Source organism: Phycisphaeraceae bacterium (genome assembly GCA_019636675.1).
In the GTDB taxonomy this organism is placed as follows: Bacteria; Planctomycetota; Phycisphaerae; order Phycisphaerales; family UBA1924; genus JAHBXC01.
The window spans coordinates 290,987-307,241 of record JAHBXC010000002.1 but is presented as its reverse complement, the minus strand read 5'-3'; the positions used below and the strand labels follow the sequence as shown (position 1 = coordinate 307,241).

Genomic DNA, 16,255 nt, shown 5'->3' with positions numbered 1-16,255 from the left:
TGGGTCGAGGCGGGCAAGAATAGCGATTCCTGCGATCTGCGGCGGGTCGGGTGAGGTCCGGAAAGACCTTCGTCGCCGTCGAGAGACCGGGGCCTATTCTTGCGAGGCCGTATTGAGTGCTAGTCCGCCGGAAAATGCAAGTCGGGTCGGGCCTTCTGCACTAAATGAGACTGAGTCGCAGACAGTCCCGCCCGAGCGCACGCCCCCGATGACACCCATATCAAGGGATTCCGACATGCTCTCTCCCGTCAAGCCCCTCGCGCACTCCCCTGCTGTCGCGGCGGTCACGATCGGCTTCGGCGCCGCCGTCGCGATGGCCGGGGTCGGGTTTTTCACGCACCTGCCCGACCTGCGCGCGCCCTCCCCTGTCGTGTTCTTCCTGCTGGTCGCGACCTTCCTGGCGGTGATCGCGCTGGGGACCTCCCGGGTCGGGAAGTCGCGCGCGATCCCGGTGGGGATCGGCGCAGGGGTGCTCGCGGGGTTGCTGTTCCTGCTGATGGTGGGCTCGGTGCTGGGGAGCGAGACCGAGCAGCTCGCGGAGAATGTCGCGGCCAACGCCGTGGAGACGACCGAGCCCAGCGACGCGACGGTGTTCCGCGAGAACGCGGCGCAGATCGCCCTTGGGTGGCTGGCGTTGTCGGCGATCGTGGGCGCGCTGGGCGGCGTGCTGGGCTCGAGGACGGGCCTGCACCGTGGCGACACGAGGGCGGACGGCTCGCCTCGCGACTGGCACGCGCTGTACATGAAGATCGCGGCGCTGTCGTTCGTGCCGCTGATCGTGGTGGGCGGCGTGGTGACGAGCAAGGAAGCGGGCATGGCGGTGCCGGACTGGCCCGGCTCGTTCGGTCGGAACATGTTCCTGTTCCCGCTGAGCAAGATGACGGGCGGGATCTACTACGAGCACGCGCACCGGCTGATCGGGTCGCTCGTGGGCGTGACGGTGCTCGTGGGCTGGTTCGTGACGATCGCGTGCGACCGACGGAAGTGGATGTGGGCGCTGGTGTTCGCGGGCGGTCTGTTCGTCGCGGCGCAGGGCTACATCGGCGGCGCGCGCGTGTTCCTCGACAACCGCGCGCTCGCGGCGCTGCACGGGACGACCGGGCAGCTGATCTTCGCGTTCTTCGTCGCGGTGGCGGCGTTCGCGAGCGTGCGCTGGAAGCGCAACGAGCCGAAGAAGCCCGGCGCGCTGCCGGGGTGCGGGCGCTTCATCACGACGCTGTTGCTCGTGTTCCTGACGATCCAATTGCTGCTGGGCGTGATGACGCGCCATTTCGAGGGTTCGGCGGGGTATTCGCACGTGCTGCTGACGCACATCACCAACAGCGTGCTGGTTGCGGCGATCGCGATCGGCGCCGGTCTGCGCACGCGTCAGTGCCTCGCGCCGGCGATGAGCGTTCGCAGCCCCGACGCGCTGACGCGCATCGTCGGCACGGGCGTGATGCACACGACGATTCTGCAGATGGTGCTGGGAGTGGGCGCGCTCGCCGCGGTGCTGCTGTGGAAGGACAGCGACCCCTGGCCCGAGGTGCTCGTGACCACGGCGCACCAGGCGAACGGCGCGGCGCTGCTCGCGCTGGCGACGCTGGCGGCGGTGTGGACGAGGCGCCTGGTGCTGCCGAAGAAGTCAGCGGCGTAAACGGCGCGACTTCACCTTCACCGGAGGGCACAGCGACAGACCGCACTCGGGGCATTGCTCCGCGTGGGTCGGCAGCCCTCGCGCGTCGTAGGCGCAGTGCGGGCACTCCCACGGCTTGGGGCACGGGTCGCGCACGAACGCGAGGTGCAACCACGCCAGGAAGACCGACGCGAACATCGCGACCTCGAACACGACCGACGCGACGCTGCGCGGATTCCCGGGGACGAAGAGGCTCTTGAGCGCCGGGTAGCGTTGCTGCGCGATCTGCGCCTGCGTCGGGGAGAGCAGCCGATCGGCGAGGACTGCGATGACTGCGCAGACCATCAGCGCGATCACGGCGCGAGGGCGCACCAAAGAGGCAATGGTCGCGAGCACGCCCCCGAGCATCACCGGCGCCGCGATCCAGAAACGCCAGTCATCGAACCCAAACGCGGAGTGCCACGGGCCGACGCCGATCCCGGATTCCTCGGGCTTCCAGCCGGCGACAGCGAGCCAGAAGACCGAGATCGCCGTCAAAAGGACGAACGAGATCGCGGCGAGGATGACCCAGACCTTTCCCCACATCCGAAGCCAGCGGACGGGGACGGGCCACTGCGACGCGAGGGACGGGCTGGAAAGCCAGGATGGTCTTTCGCCGATGGACATTGGGTTGACAGCGTACTATCTGGCGTCGGCCGGAGGAACCCACGGATGCACGCACTGACGCGCACAGCACGACTTGTCGCCCTCGCGTCATCCGGCGCGTGGCTGCTGGCGTGCGGGGCCCTTGCGCAGTCTTCCGGCGTGGGCGCGTACGGCGGCGTCGGGCTGGGCGGCGGGCTGGGCTGGCCCGGGCAGCAGTGGAGCAACCCGTCGATTTTCTTCCCCAACCACGCCGGCGTGGGCGGGTTCGTCGGCGCGCCTGGCGCGGGCGGGCTTCGCGAAGTCGATCCGGGCTTCGCGGACTTCGATCCCTCGCGCGCGAGCATGTACCACCTCGGGGGCGAGGCGGACCTGCGCACGCCCACGGGGTTCGATCGCGTCTATGTCGGGGCGGACGGGCGGTTCTACCGGATCAGCGGTTCGCTCGTCGCGGCGTTCGAGCGGTCGTCGTATGTCGCCGGGCCCGGGGGCGTGTATCCGGAAGTGCCTCCGGGGACGATCTATTACACCGGGGGCCTGCCTCCCGAGGCGCTCGGCGAGGGTCCGACGCGGGTGTTCCCGCGCGTGGACGGGCGGCGAGGCGGCCCGCTGCGCAACAGCGTGAGCGACGCATCCACAGCGTCCTCCGGGCCCCCCGCGTCCCCACCGGCGTTCGGGGGGATCGGGTATCGGTCCGGCAGCGTGACAGCCGCGCCTGCGCGCACGCCCGAGGCGGAGGCGAGCGCGCCGACGATGCTCACGGACGAGGCGTACCGCGCCTCGCGGATGGGCGTGCTGCTGCGCGACGCTTCTCAGAAACGCTGAGGGATTTGGTCAGGAGCCGGAGCCGCTGCGCGACTGCTGCTGCTGGGCGGTGGTTTCGGTGCCGCCGCTGATCGCGGTGCGCATGTCGGTGTCGGCCTGGATGTTCTTGAGGCGGTGGTAGTCCATGATGCCGAGCTGGCCCTTGCGGAAGGCCTCGGCCATGGCGAGGGGGATTTCGGCCTCGGCGGCGACGACCTTCGCGCGGTTCTCCTGGACCTTGGCGCGGTTTTCCTGCTCGACGGCGGTCGCGAGGGCTCGGCGCTTCTCGGCTTCTGCCTGGAAGCGCTTCTTGTCGGCCTCGGCCTGGTCGGCCTGGATGATGGCGCCGATGTTCTGGCCGACGTCGATGTCGGCGATGTCGATGGAGAGGATCTCGAAGGCGGTGCCGGCGTCGAGGCCCTTGGAGAGCACGGTCTTGGAGATGCGATCGGGGTTTTCGAGGACTTCCTTGTGGGTCTTGGCGGAGCCGATCGTGGTGACGATGCCCTCGCCGACGCGCGCGATGATGGTTTCCTCGGTGGCGCCGCCGATGAGTCGCGCGATGTTGGCGCGAACGGTGACGCGAGCGCGGACCTTGAGCTGGATGCCGTCCTGCGCGACGGCGTCGATGGTGGCGCGACCCGAGGCGACGCCGGGGCAGTCGATGACCTTGGGGTTCACGGAGGTCTGCACGGCGTCGAGGATGTCGCGACCGGCGAGGTCGATGGCGCAGGCGGTGTCCCAGGGCAGGTCGATCTTCGCTCGGTCGGCGGCGATGAGCGCCGTGATGACGCTGGGGACGCGCCCGCCGGCGAGGTAGTGCGTCTCGAGCTGCGCGGTGCCGATGTTGAGGTTGGCCTTCACGGCGCGGATGCGGCTGAGCACGATGATGCGCGGGTCGATCTTCCGGAATCGCATGCCGATCAGGTCGAACAGCGAGACCTTCGCGCCGGAGAACAGCGCCTGGATCCAGAGGTTGATGAACTGGAGGAGAACGAAGAAGAGGATCAGGAGCAGGATGCCGACGATGACGATGGCGGCGAGCAGGATCGGGTGCATGGCGGTTCCTTACGGGTCGGGCCGGAACTCAGACTCCGGATGGGGGCGGAGTATAGAGAAGCAGGCGACGCGTCGTCGCCCCGGAATGGGGAATCAGGCCTTCGCGGCTTCGCGGACGCGGATCTGCGTGCCCTCGACCCGGACGACGCGAACCTCGCTCCCGCTCTCGATCCAGGCGCCCTCGGCGAGCGCCTCGCGGCGGCGCCCATCGAGCAGGACGACGCCCACGGGGCGCAGGTCGGTGATGGCGCGACCGGTGGCGCCCACCAGGGCGTCCATCTCGCCCTGCTTGGCGGCGTCGGCGATCTCGCGCCCGGCGCGCTCTCGCTCTTCGGGCGCGTTGGACCCGAGGATCATCATGCGCCCGATGGGCGTGTCGGGCCATATCTTGACGAAGAACCCCAGCGCGAGCGGGCCGAGGATCAGCACCGCCAGCAGCGAGCTCATGCCCCAGGCCGGGGAGACCCGCCAGAAGCAGACGACCGCGACGATCGCGAGGGCCGCGGAGAGCAGCCCGAGCACCCCGCCGCTGGGGACAAAGAGCTCGAGCGCCAGAACGACGGCGCTGGCGATCAGAAGGCCGAAACCCCACCAGAGGAGCGCCTCGTTCACGCGTGTGTCTCCGGGCCGTCGACGGGCTCAATGTGATGATCGGGTGGCTCGTTGGCGTCGACGGGCTTATCGCGCTCGCCTGGCGCGGGTTGACCGCCTGTCTCGAGCGCTTCGACCCCGACGCGGTATCTGGTGACGCTGAGCACGCGCACGCGCGTGCCGCTGTCGGCGAAGCCGGTTTCGCTGACGACATCGACGATCGTGTCGCCGAACTGCGCGGACCCTGCCGGGCGCAGCGGCGTGGTGGCGACGCCCTCGTCGCCGACCGAGACGAGGCCCTGCTCGGGAGCGTGGTCGCTCGCGAGGAGATCGCCTTCTTCGGGTCGTTCCTGCGTGCCGGTGAGGACGAGTCGGTTGAGGACGGGCACGGAGCCGTAGACGCGCCCGACGAAATACATGCCGATCGCGGCGACGAAGGTCGCCAGCAGCGTGATCGCCAGCCCGTGCACGATCTGGTCGCCCATGCGCGGGTCGTTGGTGTTCACGAACGAGCCCACCAGCCCCGCGAGCAGCAGGAGCACCCCGACTGCGCCGAAGATGATCATCCCGGGCAGCACGAAGAGCTCGACCAGCAGCAGCACGACGCCTGCGCCCACGGCGGCGATGGTCCACCAGCCGGCGGCGCCGAGCAGCAGCGGCGGCGCGAGCAGCGCGAGCAGGCAGACGCCCGCGATGAGCCCCGGCGCGGTCACGCCCGGCGCGACCAGCTCGAGGAACATGCACAGGAGGAAGATCGCGATCAGCCCGCCGCGGACCCAGTTGTTGCGCAGGAACGAGACGATGTGCTCGACGACGCTTTTGTCGAGGCGGACGAGCTCCTTGGCGCCGAAGAACGCCTTGAGTTCCTCGTCGTTTCGGATCACGCCCGAGGAGAAGCCGTAGCGGAGCAGATCGTCCTGCTTGAGCGTGAGGAGCGTGGTGCCGTCGCTGGTGTATTCGATGAGCCGGAAGCGCCCCCGGTCGGCGCTGGTGAACTGAGGACGAAGCGAGGGCTGGTCGAGGTTCTGGGAGACGGCGGAGAGCGTCTCGCCGGAGAGCCCGGGGATCGCGGGCCGGAACTCGCTGTCGTCGCCTCGTGGCTCGCCGGGGGCGGGTCGGGCCCGAGGTCGCGGCAGATCGACGAGGGGCTGGGTGTCGGGCGTGGACGCGCCGGCGCCGCGGGTCGCTCCGGCGGAGAATCGCGGCGAGATGCGCGGCGGGTCGCTGTCGAACACCGTTCGCCACTCGGGCTCGTCGATGAAATAGCGCTCGCCGGTGCGGGTGTCCTCGACGAGCCACAGCTCGGCGCCCAGCGAGAGGAAGCCCTGCACGAACTTCTCGTCGTAGGCGTTGCGGCGCGCGGAGTTCACGAGTTCCGCGAGGACGGGCGCGAGGATCTTCTGGCGCTCGGTCTCGGGGAGACTCTGGAGCCCGATGCCGGGCATGATCGCGATGGGGGCGGCGTCGCCCAGCGTCGCGTAGGGCGCGGTGACGATCTCACGGCAGGCAAGGGCGATGAACACGCCGGCCGAGTAGGCGTCGGGGTTGATCCAGGCGACCGTGGTGGGGATCGGGCCGCCCTTGATCGCGTTGCAGATCGCGAGGGTGGCGAAGAGGTCGCCGCCGGGCGTGTTGATGTCGAAGACGACCGCCTGGGCGCCGCGCGCCTCGGCCTCGGCGAGGCGGCGCCGCACGCTGTACTCGGTGACCGAGGTGATCGGCTCGTGGATGGTGATGACGGCAATCTTGTCGGCCTGGCGCGACGCGGGGGCGGCGGACGGCGCGCCGGGCTGGGCGGTCTCGAAGGCCCCCACCGGTGCGACCATCGCGACGAGCGCCAGGGTCGCCCACGCGAGGGTGCGCAGCGTCGAGGCGGGGACAGCCCGGATCGCGGCGAGTGCTGCCGCGAGCGTCGGATGGGATGTTGCTCGTCGGTGAGTGGCTCGCATCGTTCGTTGAAGTATAGATCGGGGATGCGCCCTCCCCGGTTGCGTGAAGATCCGGACCGAGTGGCGGCCGGGGGGTCAGTCCGCCTGCTCGACGACCCAGCGGAGGTCGGTCGGGTCCTTGCCGCAGTCGATATGGACGGCGAAGAAGCCGCCCTCGTGCTTGTTCACGAGGGGCCAGATGATGCGTCGGTCGGTTTCGGGGAGGGGGAGGGACTCGATCGTGGAAGGATCGTGCCACTCGAGCCAGCCCTCGCGGATCTCCTGGGTCTGGACCTCGACGGCGCCCAGGACGCGATACCAGAAGATGAGCCAGTGCCCGTTGCCCTCGAACGCGGTCTCGCTGATCATGCCGGCGAGCCGGAGTCGCTCGATCGGGACCTCGATGCCGGCTTCCTCGAGAATCTCGCGCCGTGCGCACTGGGCCGGGCTCTCGCCGGTGTGCATGTCGAGTTTGCCCCCGATGGGCGAGCACATCCCGAAGTTGGGGTGCTTCTTGCGCCGGATGAGGAGGATCCGCCCCTGCGCATCGCGCAGGTCGGTGAGGACAGCGATCTTGTAGGGAAGCGGCGTGGTCGGGGTGGATTGGTCGGGCATCGGCGGAGAATAGCCCGCCGCCCTCGCGGAAATGTCGATTCGTTCGCCCGTCGCTGCGCGTCCGACCGATTTACACTTGGTGAACGCCCCGACTCCCGCCACCCCGATCGTGCCAGCGTCCAATCCTTCCAACCCGGCTTCATCCCCTTCGGGCGGCGCGCGCGCCGGCCGCGCGTTCGACGTCGCCGGGAAGCGCTGCTTCCTGATGGGCGTCGGAGGGGCCGGGATGTCGGCGCTCGCGCAGATGCTGCAGGCGCGCGGCGGGATCGTCGCCGGGTCCGACACGACCCCCTCCCCCGTCACGGACCACCTCAACCGGCGCGGCGTGCGCGTGGGGTTCGATCAGACAGCCGGCGGCATCCCCGACGAGGTGGATGTCGTCGTCGCGTCGGCCGCGATCAAGCCCGACAACCCCCAGCACATGGAAGCCACCCGGCGCGGGCTGACCGTCCTGTCCTACGCCGAGGCGCTGGGCCAGTGCATGCTGGGCACGACCGGCGTCGCGATCGCCGGCACGCACGGCAAGTCGACGACGACCGCGATGCTTGGCGTCGCGCTCACGCACGCCGGCATCGACCCGACCGTCATCGTCGGCGCGACCTGCGCGCAGCTGTCGGCCGATGGGAAGACCCCCACCGGCTTCCGGCTGGGCGGCGCGACGATCCCCACCGGCGACCTCGCGGGCCGGCCCGGCGCGCTGCTGGCCGAGGCGTGCGAGTTCAACCGCTCGTTCCACAACCTGCACCCCACGATCGCGTCGATTTCGAGCGTCGAGGCGGACCACCTCGACATCTACGGGTCGCTCGACGCCGTCGTGCAGTCGTTCCGGGAGTTCGCGCTGCTGCTGCCCGCTGCCGACGAGGGCGGGCGCCTGCTCATCGCCCACGAGGGAGCGCACCGTCGCGAGGTGACCGCCGGCGTGCGCGCGCGCATCGAGACCATCGGCTTCGCGCCGGGCGCCGACTGGGTGATCGAGTACGACGCCCAGACCCGTCGCGTCGTGCTCCACCACGATCGCGAAGCGGTCGCCGGCTGGCTGCTCCAGATGCCGGGCGAGCACAACGCGATCAACTCAGCCATCGCGTGCGTGCTGGCGACCTACCTCGGGGCCGACCCGAAGAAAGCGGCGGAGGCGCTGTCGGGGTTTCGCGGCGTCGATCGGCGCCTGCAGTACCTGGGCGACCGCTCGGGGGTGCGCGTGTACGACGATTACGGGCACCACCCCACCGAAGTCGAGACCACGCTGCGCGCGCTGCGCGACCACGAGCGCCCCGAAGAGCGCGACGGGCGGCTGATCTGCGTCTTCCAGCCCCACCAGCACAGCCGCACGCGTTTCCTGCTCGAAGAATTCGCCCAGGCGTTCAGCCAGGCGGACGTGGTGATCGTGCCGCATATCTATTTCGTGCGCGACAGCGAGATCGAGAAGACGCGCGTGAGCGCCGCGGACCTTGTGGACCGCCTGCGCAAGCGGAAGATCCAGGCGATGCACCTCTACCCGTTCGAGGCGATCATCGAACAGCTCGAAGTCATGTGCCGCCCGGGCGACCTGCTGGTCGTCATGGGCGCCGGCCCGGTGTGGCAGATCGCCCACGGGTACCTCAAGATCGACACCGGCTCGAAGGAGTGAGCGACGCATGTCCCCCGTGGGTTCCCCTATGCAGCACCGACTCGACGACGCCCCCTGCCTGATCGAACCGAACGCGCCGATCCCGACCTGGTTCGGCGTGGGCGGGTCCGCCGATCTTTTCGCGACCCCCGACTCGCTCGACGAGCTGGCGGCGCTGCTGCGCTGGGCGCACGAGAAGGGCGTCGCGCCGGTGCGTGTGCTGGGCGACGGCGCGAACCTGCTCGTTGCCGACGAGGGCGTGGACGGGCTGGTTGTGTCGCTGTCGAAGCTCGAGCGCGTCGAGTGGCCCGACACGAACGGCGCGCAGCCGCGACAGAAGTTCGTCGTGCGTGCGCAGGGCGGCGCGCGCCTGATGGAGATGGTCACCGAATCGGTGCGGCGCGGCCTGATGGGGCTCGAGGCGCTCGCCGGCATCCCGGCGACGCTGGGCGGCGCGATCGCGATGAACGCCGGCGGCGCGTTCGGGCAGATCGCCGACATCGTGCGCGCCGTCGAGGCCGTCACCCTCGAGGGCGAGACGCGCTCCTACACCCACGACGAGATCGGGTTCGAGTATCGCAAAGGCCTGCGCGGCGCGATCGTCACGGGCGTCGAGCTCGAGCTGACCTTCGCGGCCGATCAGTTCTCGCTGCGCGAGCGCCTCAAGGAGATCATGGCCTACAAGAAGGGCTCGCAGCCCATGGGCGACAGCTCCGCCGGATGCGCCTTCAAGAACCCCACGATGCGTGACCCGACCACCGGCGAGATGGAGCGCGTCAGCGCCGGGCGTCTCATCGACAAGGCCGGGCTCAAGGGCTTCCGGGCCGGCGGCGCGTCCGTCAGCCAGGTCCACGCCAACTTCCTCGTCGTCGACAAGGGCGCCACCGCGACCGATGTGCTCAACCTCATGAGCGCCATCCAGCAACGCGTCGCGCAGGTCCACGGCGTCGCGCTCGAGCCGGAGGTCGTGGTCTGGAAGCGGGGCGATTCGCGCGGGACCCTCGCGTGACGAGCCAAGCACACGTCCTCGTGCTCTGCGGCGGGCCGGACGCCGAGCGAGAGGTCTCGCTGCGCGGCGGCGCCGCCGTCGCCGACGCGCTCAACGCCTCGTCTGACTTCACCGCTGAGAAGGTCGTCATCGATCGGATAAGCGCCCGCGATCTGCGCGCGCGACCGGCCGATGTCGTCTGGCCCCTGCTCCACGGCCCCTGGGGCGAGGGCGGGCCGATGCAGGACATCCTTGAGGCGGACGGGCGCCCGTACGTGGGCTGCGGCCCGTCGGCGGCGCGCCTCGCGATGGACAAGCTCGCGACGAAACTCGCCGCCGCCCGCGCGGAGCTCTTCGTCCCGGGGGGCGGCGTGTTCAACCCCGACGACGACGAGCCCCCCATCCGGCTGCCGCTGGTGCTGAAGCCGAACTTCGAGGGCTCGACGATCGGCCTGCACATCTGCAGGACTCGCGAGGAATGGGTTCTCGCGCGAGACGCGACCCGTGCGTCGGGGCGCGCCGCGCTGATCGAGCCGTTCATCAAGGGGCGAGAGCTCACCGCCGGGCTCATCGACAGCGGCGAGGGGCTGACGGCGCTGCCTCTGATCGAGATCACGCCCAAGGACGGCTTCTACGACTACGAAGCGAAGTACAACCGCAACGACACGCGGTACGTCGTCGAGCCCGACCTCGACCCGTGGCTCGTGCACGAGATCCAGCGCGCGTCGCTCACGCTCGCGCGCGAGCTGGGCGTGCGCCACCTCGCGCGGGCCGATTTCATCCTGCCGGACGAGCCCGTCCGGGGAAACACGATCGAGCCAGTGCTGCTCGAAATCAACACCATGCCGGGGTTCACCGACCACTCGCTCGTCCCGATGGCCTCGAAGCACATCGGGCTCGAGATGCCCGACCTGTGCGCGCAGCTCGCGCGATGCGCGATGCGCGACAGCCACGCGGTCCACCACTGACACCACCGGGCCCGCGCGCCCGCGACGACCCTGCGCAAGGAGGCGCACCAGCCATGGCCAGGAAAGCCGCCCCGAAGAAGCCGAAAAAGAGAGCCGCAGGGCCCTCGCTCGCGTCCCGGCTGCGTTCGGGGGGGGCGTGGTTCTCGCAGCCGCGCCGTCTCGCGAACGCGACGCTCGCCGTCGTCTGGGTCGGCCTGGCGCTGACGGCGGGCGTGGGCGCCGGCCCGCTGAAGGAACGCGTCACGACGCTGCGCGCCGCGCCGGTCACACCGAAGATCGAGTACCCGGCGATCCCGGGCGACGCGAACGCGACATGGCTGCCCCCCAGCGAGCAGCGCCGGCTCGAGCACCTGGTCGTCCAGACGGTGTCGACCGATGTGTTCGATCGCGACTCGCTCGAGGCGCTGCGTGCGACGCTCGACGCGTCCGGGTGGTTCAGCCGCGTCACGGAAGTCCGGCGCCTGCCCGAGAACACGGTGCGCGTGCGCGGCGAGTGGCGCACCCCGGTCGCCGCGGTGCGCGTCAACGATCGCGATCACCTCGTCGGCGCGTCGGGCGAGCTGCTGCCCCTGTCGTACCCGACGGGCGGCGCAGGGCCGGGCATCCCCGTCATCCTCAACCCGCAGTTCGGCCCGCCCGAGAACGAGGCGCGCGGGTTCGCGTACGGGCGTCGCTGGCGCGGCGGCGACGTGCCGGCCTCGCTCGCGCTGCTCGCCGAGCTGCGGCGCGCGTTCGGCCCGACGCCCCACCTCATGCGCCAGATCGCCGGGATCGACGCCTCCGAGTACCGCCAGCGCCAGCGCCTGCTGATCGTCACCGACACCGGCTCGCGCATCGTCTGGGGCAGCGCCCCGGGCGACGAGAAGCCCGGCGAGGTCCGCGCCGCGGAGAAGGTCGCCCGGCTCGTCCAGATGGCGGGCGCCGGGCAGGGGCGCATCGACAACGGGGCCCAGCGGATCGAGATCTTCGGCGCCCACGTCTACATCGACCAGACCCAGACCCGCTGAGCGTGCGAACAATCACGCGTGAGCGACCGTCCCCCGGATCAGGATGACTACCCGCCGCCCGAGGAGTGGCTCATCGGTGCGCCCAAGGACCGCCCCGACCGCTGGGCGCACCGGCGCGGCGAGCCGCGAGGGTTCGCGCTGCTGTGGTCTTGCTACCTGCTGGGCGCGTGCGCCGTCACGCTCTTTCGCCCGGCGTTCTCGCTCTCGTTCGACCTGATGCACATCCGCACCTCGTCGCGCATGCTCGTCGCCATGCTGTGCCTGGGCGTTGCGGTCGTCTGGCCGATGTTCCGGCTGAGCCAGGCGCCCCCGCGCAATCCCACGAAGGCGGCGCTCGTCGACGTGCTCATCGTGCTCACGCCTTGTCTGGCGATCGTCGGCTCGACCTCGATCCTCACGCGCTGGCACTGGCACGCTTCGGGCGCGATGCTCGTTGCGGTCGCGTCGTGGACGCTCCTCGTGGGCGGCGCGATCGCGCTCGCGACGCGATGGGAGGGCGGCGCGGCCCGCGGGCTCTCGATGCTCGCGATCCTGGGCGTCTGTGCCGCCTCGCTGGCTGGTGGGCTCGCGAACGCCTGGGGCGCAGCGCATGCCGGCGCGCCGCTCGACGCTGAGGGCTGGCGCGTCGCGCTGCTGCTCTCGCCCTTCGGCGCGCCGTTCGCGATCTCCTCGCATCCCAGCCCGGCCGGCCCGTACCCCGACGACCTCGCGTGGAGACTCGTTCTGCTGCCGCTGGCGCCGGCGCTGGCGCTGTGGTTGCTCGCCGGAATCGCCGACGCCCTGCGCGCCGCCAGCGGACGAGGGCCCCGTCGCCCCAGCAGCCCCCGGCGCCCCCGCCCCGACCGGGCGGTTTCCGGCTACAGTTGAGCCATCGTCAGCCCATTCACCGGGCGCGTGACCCCACGCGGCCCGGTTGTTCTTTCGCCGCTTCGTTTCTCGCATCCGGACCCGACCCCATGGAATTCCTCACGCCCGAAGAGCACGCCTCCCTCTCCGCGAAACTCGCCGAACTGAAGAAGGTCCGGCCCGAGATCGCCAAGCGCATCGAGGAGGCGCGCGCTCTCGGAGACCTCAAAGAGAACGGCGACTACCACGCCGCCCGCGAGGACCAGGCCATGAACGAGGCCGAGGTCCGCCGGCTCGAGGAACGCCTCGCCGGCGCCAAGGTCGTCGAGAAGCAGGAAGGCATGGAGACCATCGTCTTCATCGGCTCCACCGTGCGCCTCAAGGACCTCGACCGCGGCGACGACGACCTCTACAAGCTCGTGGGCGAGCCCTCCGGCAAGGTCACCCTCGAGTACGTCGAGGTCTCGGTCAACAGCCCCATGGGCGAGGCCCTGATGAAGTCGCGCGTGGGCGACACGGTGCGCGTCGACGCGCCGCGAGGCGTCAAGCGCTTCGAGGTCGTCGAGATCCTCGCCTGACCCCCCTCCCCCCTGCTCCCCATTCCCTCTGAAAAATACAACGCCGCGACGGAAGGGGATTCCGTCGCGGCGTGGTCTGAAACATGCTCCGGGTGTCCCGGACCGGGTGACCCTTGACGCGGCGCGGCGGGGCAGACGGGAGCGCCCCGCCGGGCCGCGTCGTTGGGTTGTCCTCGTTCGATCCGTCTGACGCGTCCGTGCGTCGTGAATCTCGCGAGGTCGTCCGAGGTCGCGCGTCCGTGCGCGCCGGAGTCGATCAGTCAGTCGCCCGAAGGGTGGCCCACGCACACCCGTCGGGCATCGGTCTCGACTCGCGTCCTTGCGAGTCTGCCCTGCGCGTCCTTGCGCCGGGCCGGGTCGTCCTTGAAGGCCTCGTGTCGCGTGTTCCGCGACGACGGGCGTGTGGAGGTCGGGGTGTCAGCCTCGATGGTCGGGCTGTTTCCTGGCGTTGATGCGCCGGATGAGCTCCGGCAGCTGGTTCAGTCGGTCCGCGACGCTGGCCTTCCATTCGGCCCGATCGCGGATCTCGAGGCGGTCTCCTGCGCCGACGAGCACCACTTCCTTGGTCAGACCCGCGAGGGTCAGGTGGTCGTCGGTGAGCCGGACTCTTCCGGCCTTATCCATCTCGAGGCGCCGGGCCATGCCGAACAAAGTGGCCTGGAGTTCCGCCTCGTCCTCATCGGGCGTCAGAGTCAGGGAGCGACTGGACGCGAGCTTGCGGAAGTGGGTCTCGGTGTAGAGCCGGAGCAGGCCGCCAGGCCAGGGAACCGCGAAGAAGGCGCCGCCGTCTTCGCTGTCGCTCCACTGCGAGCGGATCTCCGACGGGATCGCCAGCCGCTGCTTCTCGTCGACGGTGTGCTCGTAGGTCCCTGTAAAGAGCACGCGGCTGGTCCCTTCGTTTAAGCCAGAGCACTCTACCCCACTTTCCCCCACTCTGCAACACCTTTTTCCCACTTCCGTCCGAAAAATCGGCGATTTGGGTGATGTCGGGGGGTTTTCCCCGGTGTATCAAGGGGCTCCCCGATCCGGACGATGCTTCCCGGCCTCTTTCTGTCATGGAGATGGCCTGGCCGCAACGCCCGAGGAGGGGCGGCGCGACCGTGGTCGCAGGAGCGTGCTTCGTTGGAGCGTCAGGCCACGGACAGTCTGCGCAAGCCCGCCGCCCCGTCCCCCCAGCGCGACGAGGCGCTGTCGCGCATCGGCAGCGGGCTGTGGCTCATGACCTCGTCCTTCGAGGACGCACGGGCCGGGGTCGTCGTGCGATGGGTCCAGCGCGCCGGGGTCGAGCCCCCCCTGCTCAGCGTCGCGCTGCGCAAGGGGCACCCGATCGAGCCCCTGATCCGCGACAGCCGCGCTTTCGCGCTCAACATGCTCAGCCCCGACCAGAGCGCCCTCGAGCGCCGCTTCAGCAACGGGCTGGCCGAGCGCTTCGGCGACCCATTCGACACCATCGAGACCGATCGGCTGGTGTCGCGCTCACCCTGCCTGCGCCGCTCGGCGCTGTCGATCGATTGCGAACTCTTCCGCCACTTCGACCTCGAGGTCGAGAGCGCGATGTACGTCGGCCTCGTCCTCGCCGCGCGGTGCGCCTGAGTCTCGCCCCCCCATCGCGCGACGATCGCGCCCGTCAGGGCAGGATGTCGACCGTTGATTTCGTCTCGACCAGGAAGCCGTAGAGCAGCTCGATGTCGGGCGCGTCGAGTCGCACACAGCCCATCGACATCTCGCGACCGATCGAGCCCGGCTCGATGGTGCCGTGCAGGCCGTACTGCGTGTACGCAGCCGACGCCTCGTTCGCGGGATCGAGGCCGATCCAGTGCTCGCCGATGGGGTTCATCGGGTTGTCGGCCGCGAAGTACTCGCCCGTGCGCGGGTTCGTCCACACCGGGTTGATGAGCTTGCTGTTGGGTCGCACGACGAAGGCCCCGACCGGGGTGCTGCCTGCCTCGCCCAGGCCGACGCGGAACGAGCGGATGAACAGCCGGTTCCCGGCGCTGTCGGTCGCGTTCGCGTAGAGGTCGAGCCGGAACTTGCTCTTGTACACCACCGCGTGGAAGGGGCCCTTCAGCGTCTTGATCGACTGACCAACGCGGATGCGACGCGGATCGCTGATGGAGTTCACCTGCGCCAGCAGTCGCCAGTCGATGTCCAGGCCCTCGCGGCTGACGATCCGCGCGAGCGAATCGCCCGGCGCGATCGTGTACGAGCCCGTCACCTTGTCGCCAGCGACGACGGCGCGCCCGAAGACGACCGTCTCGTTGATGCCGGCGATGCGCGCGCGGATCGCCTCGCGGTCCGCTTCGCGCGTCGCGCCGTCGAACAGTGCGCGGTTCAGGATGTCGCGCGCGTCCACCGGCTTGCCCTGCGCGACCAGCGCGTCGGCCCGCGCGAGCAGATCGCCCGTCGCCGCCGACGCGGGAAGCACGCCCGAGGGCGACGACTGGGGGCGCCGCGGGGCCGGCGCAGGGGTCTGGGCCGACTCGGTCGGCGCCGGGACGCTCGCCTGCGCCAGGTCGGGCTCGGCGTTCCGCTGAGTCGGCGCGCCCATCTCGATGACCGTCGCGTTGGCCGGCGTCGGGGGCTCGGCCCGCACGATGGGCTGAGGATCGGGAAGCATCGCGCTCGGGCGGCTCTCGCTCTGCGTGGGCGCAAGCGCCGAGGACTGCGACACCGGGGCACGATCGGCGGCGTTCGCGTTCGACGGGCCGAACGGCGACGGGCTCGCAACCACCGGCGAGGGCGTCGACGCCGGGCCGATCGCGTCGGTCGGGGGCGCCTTCTCCCCGGTCGGCACGACGAGCCAACCCAGCAGGAGCACCGCGCCGCCGATCCCCACGACCGCGATCGCGAGGTTCCGACGCTGCGCACGACGACGCCGACGCGACGCGTTCGACATCATGTAGGACCGGTTGCTGGTCATCCGGGCGGTTTGCGACGCAAGAGCCATAAGAACGCGAACCTCCGTGTGTCGCGGACAAAGCGGGCGATCTGCCGACGGTATGTGACGA

At 70.2% G+C, this 16,255-nt stretch carries 16 protein-coding genes; 9 read left to right on the top strand and 7 right to left on the bottom strand.

Annotation, left to right across the window (positions count from 1 at the left end):
- Positions 1-235: 235 nt before the first annotated feature.
- Positions 236-1,636: a hypothetical protein gene (locus KF684_07955; protein ID MBX3352855.1), complete on the top strand. Its 1,401-nt coding sequence runs from the start codon at positions 236-238 to the stop codon at positions 1,634-1,636.
- Here the strand turns inward: KF684_07955 and KF684_07950 are convergent.
- On the bottom strand, positions 1,625-2,281 hold the full coding sequence (locus KF684_07950; protein MBX3352854.1) for a hypothetical protein: 657 nt from the start codon (positions 2,279-2,281) through the stop codon (positions 1,625-1,627). The genes KF684_07955 and KF684_07950 overlap by 12 nt on opposite strands.
- A gap of 45 nt (positions 2,282-2,326) precedes the next feature.
- Here KF684_07950 and KF684_07945 point away from each other — a divergent pair, with 45 nt between their 5' ends.
- Positions 2,327-3,082, top strand: coding sequence for a hypothetical protein (locus KF684_07945; GenBank protein MBX3352853.1), 756 nt, complete (start codon positions 2,327-2,329; stop codon positions 3,080-3,082).
- 9 nt (positions 3,083-3,091) lie between these two features.
- Here KF684_07945 and floA read toward each other — a convergent pair whose 3' ends face one another.
- The 4 genes from floA to KF684_07925 all read right to left on the bottom strand — a co-directional run bounded on the left by floA (position 3,092) and on the right by KF684_07925 (position 7,254).
- Positions 3,092-4,120, bottom strand: coding sequence for a flotillin-like protein FloA (gene floA, locus KF684_07940; protein ID MBX3352852.1), 1,029 nt, complete (start codon positions 4,118-4,120; stop codon positions 3,092-3,094).
- A 93-nt stretch (positions 4,121-4,213) separates the two neighbouring features.
- Positions 4,214-4,732, bottom strand: a complete 519-nt coding sequence (locus KF684_07935; protein ID MBX3352851.1) for a hypothetical protein — start codon at positions 4,730-4,732, stop codon at positions 4,214-4,216.
- Positions 4,729-6,660, bottom strand: coding sequence for an ATP-dependent Clp protease proteolytic subunit (locus KF684_07930; protein ID MBX3352850.1), 1,932 nt, complete (start codon positions 6,658-6,660; stop codon positions 4,729-4,731). Before KF684_07930 ends, KF684_07935 begins: the two co-directional genes overlap by 4 nt.
- Positions 6,661-6,735: 75 nt before the next feature.
- Positions 6,736-7,254, bottom strand: coding sequence for an NUDIX domain-containing protein (locus KF684_07925; GenBank protein MBX3352849.1), 519 nt, complete (start codon positions 7,252-7,254; stop codon positions 6,736-6,738).
- A gap of 79 nt (positions 7,255-7,333) precedes the next feature.
- On the opposite strand from KF684_07925, the gene murC reads away from it, so the two are divergent.
- From murC to KF684_07895, 6 genes are all read left to right on the top strand, one after another.
- Entirely contained in the window at positions 7,334-8,881 is a 1,548-nt protein-coding gene (gene murC / locus KF684_07920) for a UDP-N-acetylmuramate--L-alanine ligase (GenBank protein MBX3352848.1), read from the top strand.
- Positions 8,882-8,909: 28 nt separating this feature from the next.
- Positions 8,910-9,869 (top strand): UDP-N-acetylmuramate dehydrogenase, encoded by a 960-nt coding sequence (gene murB / locus KF684_07915; GenBank protein ID MBX3352847.1) that lies wholly within the window; start codon positions 8,910-8,912, stop codon positions 9,867-9,869.
- Positions 9,866-10,816, top strand: a complete 951-nt coding sequence (locus KF684_07910) for a D-alanine--D-alanine ligase (GenBank protein ID MBX3352846.1) — start codon at positions 9,866-9,868, stop codon at positions 10,814-10,816. Before murB ends, KF684_07910 begins: the two co-directional genes overlap by 4 nt.
- A 53-nt stretch (positions 10,817-10,869) precedes the next feature.
- The gene (locus KF684_07905) at positions 10,870-11,823 is read left to right on the top strand and encodes a hypothetical protein (GenBank protein ID MBX3352845.1); all 954 of its coding nucleotides are present in this window, start codon (positions 10,870-10,872) and stop codon (positions 11,821-11,823) included.
- Positions 11,824-11,841: 18 nt separating this feature from the next.
- The gene (locus KF684_07900; GenBank protein ID MBX3352844.1) at positions 11,842-12,690 is read left to right on the top strand and encodes a hypothetical protein; all 849 of its coding nucleotides are present in this window, start codon (positions 11,842-11,844) and stop codon (positions 12,688-12,690) included.
- An 89-nt stretch (positions 12,691-12,779) separates the two neighbouring features.
- Positions 12,780-13,247, top strand: coding sequence for a transcription elongation factor GreA (locus KF684_07895; protein MBX3352843.1), 468 nt, complete (start codon positions 12,780-12,782; stop codon positions 13,245-13,247).
- Between the two features lie 417 nt (positions 13,248-13,664).
- On the opposite strand, the gene KF684_07890 is transcribed toward KF684_07895, so the two are convergent.
- Entirely contained in the window at positions 13,665-14,129 is a 465-nt protein-coding gene (locus KF684_07890) for a hypothetical protein (protein MBX3352842.1), read from the bottom strand.
- 240 nt (positions 14,130-14,369) lie between these two features.
- On the opposite strand from KF684_07890, the gene KF684_07885 reads away from it, so the two are divergent.
- Positions 14,370-14,840 carry a flavin reductase gene (locus KF684_07885; GenBank protein ID MBX3352841.1) on the top strand — a complete coding sequence of 157 codons (471 nt, stop codon included), beginning with the start codon at positions 14,370-14,372 and terminating at the stop codon, positions 14,838-14,840.
- Between the two features lie 34 nt (positions 14,841-14,874).
- Here the strand turns inward: KF684_07885 and KF684_07880 are convergent, their stop codons facing one another.
- Positions 14,875-16,167, bottom strand: coding sequence for a L,D-transpeptidase family protein (locus KF684_07880; protein ID MBX3352840.1), 1,293 nt, complete (start codon positions 16,165-16,167; stop codon positions 14,875-14,877).
- Positions 16,168-16,255: the final 88 nt, after the last annotated feature.

Bases quoted from the DNA above. Each gene is read 5' to 3' on its own strand.
- KF684_07955 (MBX3352855.1), top strand. From the start codon at position 236: ATGCTCTCTCCCGTCAAGCCCCTCGCGCACTCCCCTGCTGTCGCGGCG.
- KF684_07950 (MBX3352854.1), bottom strand. From the start codon at position 2,281: ATGTCCATCGGCGAAAGACCATCCTGGCTTTCCAGCCCGTCCCTCGCG.
- KF684_07945 (MBX3352853.1), top strand. From the start codon at position 2,327: ATGCACGCACTGACGCGCACAGCACGACTTGTCGCCCTCGCGTCATCC.
- floA (MBX3352852.1), bottom strand. From the start codon at position 4,120: ATGCACCCGATCCTGCTCGCCGCCATCGTCATCGTCGGCATCCTGCTC.
- KF684_07930 (MBX3352850.1), bottom strand. From the start codon at position 6,660: ATGCGAGCCACTCACCGACGAGCAACATCCCATCCGACGCTCGCGGCA.
- KF684_07925 (MBX3352849.1), bottom strand. From the start codon at position 7,254: ATGCCCGACCAATCCACCCCGACCACGCCGCTTCCCTACAAGATCGCT.
- murB (MBX3352847.1), top strand. From the start codon at position 8,910: ATGCAGCACCGACTCGACGACGCCCCCTGCCTGATCGAACCGAACGCG.
- KF684_07905 (MBX3352845.1), top strand. From the start codon at position 10,870: ATGGCCAGGAAAGCCGCCCCGAAGAAGCCGAAAAAGAGAGCCGCAGGG.
- KF684_07895 (MBX3352843.1), top strand. From the start codon at position 12,780: ATGGAATTCCTCACGCCCGAAGAGCACGCCTCCCTCTCCGCGAAACTC.
- KF684_07880 (MBX3352840.1), bottom strand. From the start codon at position 16,167: ATGACCAGCAACCGGTCCTACATGATGTCGAACGCGTCGCGTCGGCGT.